At 74.6% G+C, this 8,461-nt stretch carries 9 protein-coding genes; 8 read left to right on the top strand and 1 reads right to left on the bottom strand.

The features are described 5' to 3' along the window. Positions 1-129: 129 nt before the first annotated feature. Genes hypA through ACFV4G_RS00795 form a run of 7 tightly spaced genes read left to right on the top strand, consistent with a single transcriptional unit; the run spans position 130 to position 6,607 of the window. Positions 130-507 carry a hydrogenase maturation nickel metallochaperone HypA gene (gene hypA / locus ACFV4G_RS00825; RefSeq protein ID WP_380435247.1) on the top strand — a complete coding sequence of 126 codons (378 nt, stop codon included), beginning with the start codon at positions 130-132 and terminating at the stop codon, positions 505-507. 5 nt (positions 508-512) lie between these two features. Next, positions 513-1,244 carry a hydrogenase nickel incorporation protein HypB gene (gene hypB / locus ACFV4G_RS00820; RefSeq protein ID WP_380435246.1) on the top strand — a complete coding sequence of 244 codons (732 nt, stop codon included), beginning with the start codon at positions 513-515 and terminating at the stop codon, positions 1,242-1,244. Beyond that, positions 1,241-3,556, top strand: coding sequence for a carbamoyltransferase HypF (hypF, locus tag ACFV4G_RS00815; protein ID WP_380435245.1), 2,316 nt, complete (start codon positions 1,241-1,243; stop codon positions 3,554-3,556). Before hypB ends, hypF begins: the two co-directional genes overlap by 4 nt. Positions 3,557-3,562: 6 nt before the next feature. After that, the gene (locus ACFV4G_RS00810) at positions 3,563-3,874 is read left to right on the top strand and encodes a HypC/HybG/HupF family hydrogenase formation chaperone (RefSeq protein ID WP_380435244.1); all 312 of its coding nucleotides are present in this window, start codon (positions 3,563-3,565) and stop codon (positions 3,872-3,874) included. Continuing rightward, positions 3,871-5,004, top strand: coding sequence for a hydrogenase formation protein HypD (hypD, locus tag ACFV4G_RS00805; RefSeq protein WP_380435243.1), 1,134 nt, complete (start codon positions 3,871-3,873; stop codon positions 5,002-5,004). Before ACFV4G_RS00810 ends, hypD begins: the two co-directional genes overlap by 4 nt. Then, positions 4,997-6,079, top strand: a complete 1,083-nt coding sequence (gene hypE, locus ACFV4G_RS00800) for a hydrogenase expression/formation protein HypE (protein WP_380435242.1) — start codon at positions 4,997-4,999, stop codon at positions 6,077-6,079. Before hypD ends, hypE begins: the two co-directional genes overlap by 8 nt. 24 nt (positions 6,080-6,103) lie before the next feature. Continuing rightward, complete coding sequence (locus tag ACFV4G_RS00795; protein ID WP_380435241.1) at positions 6,104-6,607, top strand: GrpB family protein; 504 nt, start codon at positions 6,104-6,106, stop codon at positions 6,605-6,607. Here the strand turns inward: ACFV4G_RS00795 and ACFV4G_RS00790 are convergent. Beyond that, entirely contained in the window at positions 6,588-7,292 is a 705-nt protein-coding gene (locus tag ACFV4G_RS00790) for a hypothetical protein (RefSeq protein WP_380435240.1), read from the bottom strand. The genes ACFV4G_RS00795 and ACFV4G_RS00790 overlap by 20 nt on opposite strands. 150 nt (positions 7,293-7,442) lie before the next feature. On the opposite strand from ACFV4G_RS00790, the gene ACFV4G_RS00785 reads away from it, so the two are divergent. Next, positions 7,443-8,351 carry a CAP domain-containing protein gene (locus ACFV4G_RS00785; protein ID WP_380435239.1) on the top strand — a complete coding sequence of 303 codons (909 nt, stop codon included), beginning with the start codon at positions 7,443-7,445 and terminating at the stop codon, positions 8,349-8,351. Positions 8,352-8,461 lie beyond the last annotated feature (110 nt).

Genomic DNA, 8,461 nt, shown 5'->3' with positions numbered 1-8,461 from the left:
TGGGGGGGGGGGGGGTGTGTGTTCTGGCTGGGGCGGGGCGGGGGGGGGGGGGGGGGGGGTCCGGGGGGCCCCCCCCCCCCCCCGCGTCCTGTAATGGGGCGCGTTGCCGCCGGGCGTGGGAAGGGACCGATGCACGAGATGTCGATCGCCGCCGCCGTCGTCGAGCAGGTGGACGCGGCCGCGCGCGAACACGGCGCCGCCGGGGTGGCCCGGGTGCGGCTGCAGGTGGGCGAGCTGGCCGGCGTGGTGCCCGAGGCGCTCGACTTCTGCTTCGAACTCGTCTGCGCCGGAACGCTGGTGGCGGGCGCGGTGCTGGACACCGAGGCCGTCGCGGCACGGGCCCGCTGCACCCCCTGCGAGGTCGAGTGGGCCGTCGGCATGCCGCCGGACCTCGGCTGTCCGAGCTGCTCGGGCGGCGGCGTCGAGCTGCTGTGCGGGCGCGAGCTCCAGATCCTCGGCGTCGAGTGGGCCGAGCGCCCCGGCGTCCGGGCCGAACAGAAAGGCTGACGCCGATGTGCCAGACGGTCGACCTCCGCCAGGCGGTCCTCGCCCGCAACGACGACAGCGCCCGCGAGCTGCGCGCGGCGCTGAGCGCGCGCGGCACGGTCGTGGTGAACATGCTCTCCAGCCCGGGCAGCGGCAAGACCGCCCTGCTGGAGGCCGAGTTGGGGCTCGCGAAGGAGCGCGGCGTCGCCGTCGCCGCGCTCACCGCCGACCTCGCCACCGAGAACGACGCGCTGCGGCTGGCGCGTTCGGGCGCGCCGGTCAAGCAGGTGCTCACCGACGGGCTCTGCCACCTGGAGGCGCGGATGCTCGCCGGGCACCTCGACGGCTGGCTGCCGGCGGACTGCCGGCTGCTGTTCGTCGAGAACGTCGGCAACCTCGTCTGCCCGGCCTCCTACGACCTCGGCGAGTCGCTGCGGGTGGTGCTCGCCTCGGTGACCGAGGGCGAGGACAAGCCGCTCAAGTACCCGACCGCGTTCGGCCTCGCCAACCTCGTGCTGGTGACCAAGGCGGACCTCGCGGCGGCGGCGGACTTCGACGAGGCCGCGTTCCTGGCGAACGTCCAGCGCGTCAACCCGGGTGTGGAGGTCGTGCACACCTCGGCCCGCACCGGGGGCGGCGTCGGGGCGCTGCTCGACCGGGCACTGGGCGTGCTGGACGGGGCGGCGGTGCACCGGCCGGTGATGGCTTCGGGGCATTCGCACGGCGGGCACGTGCACGTGGTGCAGGAGACCCCGTGACCGCGCTCGACCGCGAGCGGCGGCGGGTCGCCGTCCGCGGGCTCGTGCAGGGCGTCGGCTTCCGGCCGTTCGTCTTCACGCTCGCCGGCGAGCTCGGGCTGGCCGGCAGCGTCACCAACACCGGCGAGGGCGTGCTGGCCGAGGTCGAGGGCAGCCGCGAGGCCGTCGACGCCTTCTGCCGGCGGATCGCCAGCGACGCCCCACCGCTCGCCCAGGTGGCCTCCGTCGAGCACGCGGCGCTCGCCGCCACCGGCGCCACCGGCTTCACCATCGCCCCGTCCCGCGCCGACGGCCCCCGGGCCACCCTGATCCCGCCCGACGTCGCCGTCTGCGCCGACTGCCTGGCCGAACTCGCCGACCCCGCCGACCGCCGCCACCGCCACCCGTTCATCAGCTGCACCAACTGCGGCCCCCGGCACACCATCGTGACCGGCCTGCCGTACGACCGCGCCAACACCACCCTGGCCGGCTTCCCCCTCTGCCCGGACTGCGCCCGCGAGTACGCCGATCCGGCCGACCGCCGCTTCCACGCGCAGCCCGTCGCCTGCCACGCCTGCGGGCCGCGGATCGCACTCGCCGTGCCCGGACGGGCCGGGCGGACGGGCGAGGACGCGCTGGCGGAGGCCCGGCGGCTGCTGGCGGGCGGCGCGATCCTCGCCGTCAAGGGCATCGGCGGCTACCACCTCGCCTGCGACGCGCGGACCGCCGGTGCCGTCGCACTGCTGCGGCGGCGCACGCGGCGCGGCGACAAGCCGTTCGCGCTGATGGCCCGTGACCTCGCCACCGTCGAGGGCCTGCTGCCCCTCCACCCCGTCGAGCGGGAGCTCCTCACCGGGCCGGTGCGGCCGATCGTCCTGTTGCGGGGCGCGTCGCCGGCCGGGCTCGAAGCGGTGGCCCCGGGCAGTCCCGACCTCGGCGTGATGCTCCCGTACACGCCGCTGCACCACCTGCTGCTCGCCGCCCCCGGGACCGACCTCCTGGTGATGACCAGCGCCAACCTCTCCGGCGAACCCATCGTCACCGACGACCGGCACGCGCTCGCCGCGCTCGCCCCGCTCGTCGACGGCTGGCTCACCCACGACCGCCCGATCCACGTGCCCTGCGAGGACTCCGTCGTGCGCGTGGTCGACGGCGAGCAACTGCCGCTGCGGCGCTCGCGCGGCTACGCGCCGCTCCCGCTCCCGCTGCCCGTGCCCGTCCGGCCGGCACTGGCCGTCGGCGGCGACCTCAAGAACACCTTCGCGCTCGCCCGCGACGGCTACGCCTGGCTCTCCGGCCACATCGGGGACATGGACGACCTCGCGACGCTGCGCGCCTTCGACCACGCGGTGGACCAGCTCGGCGTCGTCAGCGGCGTGCGGCCCGACCTGCTCGTCGCCGACCGCCACCCCGGCTACCGCTCGGTGCACCACGCGGAGCGGACCGCCGCGGGCCGGCCCGTCCGGCGGGTGCAGCACCACCACGCGCACGTGGCCGCGGTGATGGCCGAACACGGCCTGGACGGCCGCCGGCCGGTGCTCGGCGTCGCCTTCGACGGGACCGGGTACGGCGACGACGGCGCGATCTGGGGCGGCGAGGTGCTGCTCGCCGACTACGACGGCTACCGCCGCGTCGCCCACCTCGCGTACGTGCCGCTGCCGGGCGGGGACGCGGCGGTCGAGCGCCCGTACCGGACGGCGCTCGCGCACCTGCGCGCCGCCGGGCTGCCGTGGGCGGCGGGGCTGCCGCCGGTCGAGGCCTGCCCGGAGAAGGAACTGCGGCTGCTGGAGCGGCAGTTGGACTGCGGACTGAACTGTGTGCCGACCTCCAGCATGGGCCGGCTCTTCGACGCGGTGTCCTCGCTCGCCGGCGTCTGCCACCGGGCCGGGTACGAGGCCCAGGCGGCCATCGAACTGGAGGCCGCGGCCGTCGGGCCCGGGACGGACGGATTCGGGACGGTCGAGGGGTACGCCTTCGGGCTGTCGGAGCGGGCGGGCGCCTGGACCGCCGAAGCGGGGCCGGTGCTGGCCGCCGTGCTGGCGGACCTGGCCGCGGGCGCCCCGGCCGGGCTGATCGCCGCGCGCTTCCACGCCGGGGTGGCCTCGCTCGTCCGGCGGATCTGCGCGGCCGCCCGGGAGGAGTACGGGATTTCGACGGTGGCGCTCAGCGGTGGCGTCTTCGCCAACGCGCTGCTCTCCTCGGCCTGCGCGAGCGGCCTCGGGGAGGACGGCTTCACCGTGCTGCGGCACCGCCGGGTGCCGCCCAACGACGGAGGGCTGGCGCTCGGCCAGCTGATGGTGGCCGCCCGCTCGGCGGCCACCCGGGAGGAGTGAGGGCGCATGTGCCTGGCGGTGCCCGGCAGGGTGACGGAGATCGAGGAACGCGACGGGACCCGGATGGCGGTCATGGACTTCGGCGGGGTGGTCAAGGACGTGTGCCTCGAGTACCTGCCCGACCTGGCGGTGGGGGAGTACGCGATCGTCCACGTGGGCTTCGCGCTCCAGCGCCTGGACGAGGAGTCGGCCCGGCGGACCCTGGAGCTGTTCGAGGAACTCGGGCTGCTGCAGGAGGAGTTCGGCGACCCGTGGGAAGCGGCGCGGGCGGCGGAGGCAGTGGGGACGGACCGCGGGGCTGAGGAGGCCGGACGGTGAAGTACCTGGAGGAGTTCCGCAACCCCGAGCTCGCGGAGGGGCTGCTCGCCGACATCAGGGCGACGGTCACCCGGCCGTGGGCGCTGATGGAGGTCTGTGGCGGCCAGACGCACAGCATCATCCGGCACGCCATCGACCAACTCCTGCCGGAGGAAGTCGAGTTGATCCACGGCCCGGGCTGTCCGGTGTGCGTCACCCCGCTGGAGGTGATCGACCGGGCGCTCGCGATCGCCGCCCGGCCCGAGGTGATCTTCTGCTCCTTCGGGGACATGCTGCGGGTGCCGGGGACGGACCGCGACCTGTTCCGCGTCCGCGGCGAGGGCGGCGACGTCCGGGTGGTGTACTCGCCGCTCGACGCGCTCAAGATCGCCCGGGAGAACCCGGACCGCGAGGTCGTCTTCTTCGGCATCGGCTTCGAGACCACCGCCCCGCCCAACGCCATGGCCGTCCACCTGGCCAGGAAGCAGGGCCTGCGCAACTTCAGCATGCTCGTCTCGCACGTCCGGGTGCCCCCGGCCATCGAGGCGATCATGGACTCGCCGGACTGCCGCGTCCAGGGCTTCCTCGCCGCCGGGCACGTGTGCAGCGTCATGGGCACCGACGAGTACCCGGCGCTCGCGGAGCGCCACCGGGTGCCGATCGTCGTCACCGGGTTCGAGCCCCTGGACATCCTGGAGGGCATCCGGCGCACCGTCCGCCAGCTGGAGCGCGGCGAACACACCGTCGACAACGCCTACCCGCGAGCCGTCCGGCCCGAGGGCAACCCGGCGGCGCGCGCCATGCTGGAGGACGTCTTCGAGGTCGCCGACCGCGCCTGGCGCGGCATCGGCGTCATCCCGCTGAGCGGCTGGCGGCTCTCGCCGCGCTACCGCGACCACGACGCCGAGCACCGCTTCGACGTCGGCGGGATCACGACCTGCGAGCCCGCCGCGTGCCGCAGCGGCGAGGTGCTGCAGGGGCTGCTGAAGCCCCACCAGTGCGAGGCCTTCGGCACCGTCTGCACCCCGCGCACCCCGCTCGGCGCCACCATGGTCTCCAGTGAGGGGGCCTGCGCGGCGTACTACCTCTACCGGCGGCTGAGCGTGCCGGTCGTGCCCCTTTCCGCTCAGGAGGCGAGTCGCGTTGGCTGACGTCGAACTGCTCACGGACACCGGCGCGTTGGACTTCTCCGGCTGGAGCTGTCCGCTGCCGTTGCGTGATCACCCGAGGGTTGTCATGGGGCACGGGGGCGGCGGGGCGATGTCCGCGGAGCTCGTGGCGAACATCTTCGCGCCCGCGTTCGGCGGCCAGGCCCTGGAGGGACTCGGCGACTCCGCCGTCCTCCACCTCGGCGGCGCCCGGCTCGCCTTCTCGACGGACTCCTACGTCGTGCGGCCGCTGTTCTTCCCCGGCGGCTGCATCGGCGACCTCGCCGTCAACGGGACCGTCAACGACCTCGCCATGAGCGGCGCCCGCGCCGCCTACCTCTCCTGCGGCTTCATCCTGGAGGAGGGGGTGGAGATGGCCGTCGTCGACCGCGTGGCCCGCGCCCTCGGCGCCGCCGCCCGCGCCGCCGGGGTCGAGGTCGCCACCGGGGACACCAAGGTGGTCGAGGCCGGGCACGGCGACGGCATCTACCTCAACACCGCCGGCATCGGTCTCGTCCCGGCCGGCGTCGACATCCGGCCGCAGCGGGCCGAACCGGGCGACGTGGTCATCCTCAGCGGGCCGATCGGGCTGCACGGCGTGGCGATCATGAGCGTGCGGGAGGGCCTGGAGTTCGGCGTCGAGGTGCGCAGCGACAGCGCGGCGCTCGGCGGGCTCGTCGAGGCCATGCTCAGGGTGACGCGTGACGTCCACGTCCTGCGCGACCCCACCCGGGGCGGCCTGGCGGCCTCGCTCAACGAGATCGCCGCGGCGGCCGGGGTCGGCGTGGTGATCACCGAGCGGGCCGTCCCCGTGCCGGAGGCGGTGGCCAACGCGTGCTCCGTCCTGGGCCTGGACCCGATGTACATCGCCAACGAGGGCAAGCTCGTCGCCTTCGTGCCGCGCGACGAGGCGGACGCGGTCCTCGCCGCCATGCGGGCCCACCCGCTCGGCGCGGAGTCCGTGGTGATCGGCGAGTGCGTCGAGGACCACCCCGGGATGGTCGTCGCCCGGACCGGCTTCGGCGGGACGCGGGTCGTCGACCTGCCGATGGGGGAGCAGCTGCCGCGGATCTGCTGATTCCGGTTCGGTAGCCTTCCGGGTGTGACTTCCGTCGACGAGCCCGTTCACGTGGTGGCGTACGACCCGGCCTGGGTGGAGCTGGGGAGTGCGCTGGTGGCGCGCGTGCGGGGCGCGCTGCGCGGCCTGACCGTCTGCGAGGTCGAGCACATCGGCTCCACGGCGGTGCCCGGCCTGGACGCCAAACCGGTGATCGACGTCCAGGTCGGGTGCGTGGCGGGCGAGTTCGGGGTCGCCGTGGCGCGCGTGCGGGAGCTCGGGTTCGAGCACCTGGGCGAGGCCGGCGTCCCGGGCCGCGCGTACCTGCGGCGGCGCACCGGTCAGGCGGCGAACGTCCACGTCATGGCGCTGGACGGGCCGTTGTGGGCCGCCAACCTCGCGTTCCGCGACCACCTGCGGGCACACCCGGAGACGGCCGCACGGTACGCGCGCGTGAAGCGCGAGGCGGCGCTGGCGGCGGGCAGCCTGCTGGCCTACTCGGAGCTCAAGGCGGCGACGGTGGCCGACATCATGCGCGCGGCGCGGTAGGTCCTGCGCCGGACTGCGCCCTGCGGGTGCGGTGGTGGTGGACGAGGACGCCGATCGTCGCGGTGACGACGGCGACGGCGACGAGGACCGTGTCGAAGAAGGCGGCCATGACCAGGTCGAAGCGCCCGCCCGCGGCCTGGCCGGAGAATTCGGGGGAGACCAGGCCGCCCGGGTCCTCGGTGACGGCCACGCGCTCGCCGGCCGTGTCGGCGGCGCCGCAGTCGACGGCGTGGGTGCGGTCCGGGGCGTCGTCGTAGCGGACGTCGCAGTCGTAGGTCGTGGTCTTGCCGTGGATGACGCGGATGTCGGCGACCGTGCCCGGGTGTTCGGTGCCGCGGATCGTCAGCACGGTGGCCTGCGCGGTGTTCATGCTGAGCAGCGGCACGGCGATGAGCGGGGCGAGGAGCAGGCCGAGGGAGACCTTCCGCAGGGCCTTGGACGGGCAGAGGCCCCAGAGCGCGACGACCAGGCCGGTCATCCCGGTGAGGACCAGCGCCAGCGAGGGCACCAGCATCCAGAGCCCGAACGCGCCGAGGGCCCCGCCGAGCGGCAGCAGGACGGCGGCGGCCGGTATCCACAGCGCCGTCAGCAGGGGGCGCCTGGGCCAGGGGACGTCGTTCCCGTGGCCTCCGCGGCCTCGGCGCCGCTGACCGGTGGCGGGCCGGGGACTCTCGCTGTGTGTCACGGTCGGACATCCTGCCAGGCCAGGCAGGGGGTGTGCCGGGTGGGGCGTGCGCTGACGCGTTGTTGATCGATTGTCTACGCACGCTTGGTGTCCTGTCTCCCGCCCCGCGATCGCAGCCGCGCGCGGGCCGCCCCGAGGCAGGAGAGTCCCGTGTCGCACATCGCCCTTTCCACCGTCCGCCGCCGTTCCCGCCTGGCGGCGGTGGCGCTCGCCGTGTCCGCGATATCGGCCTCCGGCCTCACCGCGCTCGCCGCGGCGCCCGCGAGCGCCGCCACGTCGGACGTGGTCGAACAGACGGTCACGATCCAGGACCACCAGAACGGCTACGCCCTGGCGACCATCGACGGCGAGGGCTCGCGGATCGTCGCCCGCAACTACCGGGACGCCTCGACCTCGTTCTGGATCTCCAACAAGCCGGGCGGGCGGGTCGACTTCGTCCGCAACGTCAACGGCACCGAGCGCGTCGTCGAGATGGACACCAGGGACAGCCGCACCACCCAGTTCATCCACTGGTGGGCGGGCGCCAACCAGCAGTGGACCCTGGAGAACGCCGCCGAGGGCGGCACCTACATCCACAACGCGCTCGACAGCCGCTGCCTGACCTTCAACGGCCTCGACCGGGAGGCCACGGTGGAGAACTGCAACGGCACCGCGTCCCAGCGCTTCGACCTCGTCGGCAACGGCGGCCAGAACAACGGGACGTCCGTCGAGCAGCGCTTCCTCCAGCGGGTCAACGACCTGCGCGCGCAGTACGGACGGCCGGCGCTCCGCTACAACGAGACCCTCGCCCAGGCCGCCCGGTGCAATGCCGACCAGATGAACCAGCGTCGCGTCTCGGGGCACTTCTGCGACTCGCCGGGCATCCTGAGGGGCCTCGGCTACAACTTCCGGAGCTGGGGCGAGATCGCGTTCTACGGCCCCACGGACATCGACGCGGCCGTCGACGGGTGGATCAACTCGTCCGGCCACCGCGACATCATGCTCGACCCCAACCACACCGAGGTCGGGCTGGCCCGGACGGGCAACGCCTCGTGGAACGCGGAGTTCGGCTCCCGCTGAGCCGGGAGCCGTGGGGCCGCACGCCCCCGGCGGCACACCCCGCCCCCCCCAGGACGAGCGGCGCGCCGGAGACGGGGAGGAGAGCCGCGGGCGGTCAACTCGGAGATAGA

Source organism: Kitasatospora sp. NPDC059747, assembly GCF_042732955.1.
Lineage (GTDB): Bacteria > Actinomycetota > Actinomycetes > Streptomycetales > Streptomycetaceae > Kitasatospora.
This window is presented reverse-complemented; position numbering and strand designations above follow the sequence as displayed.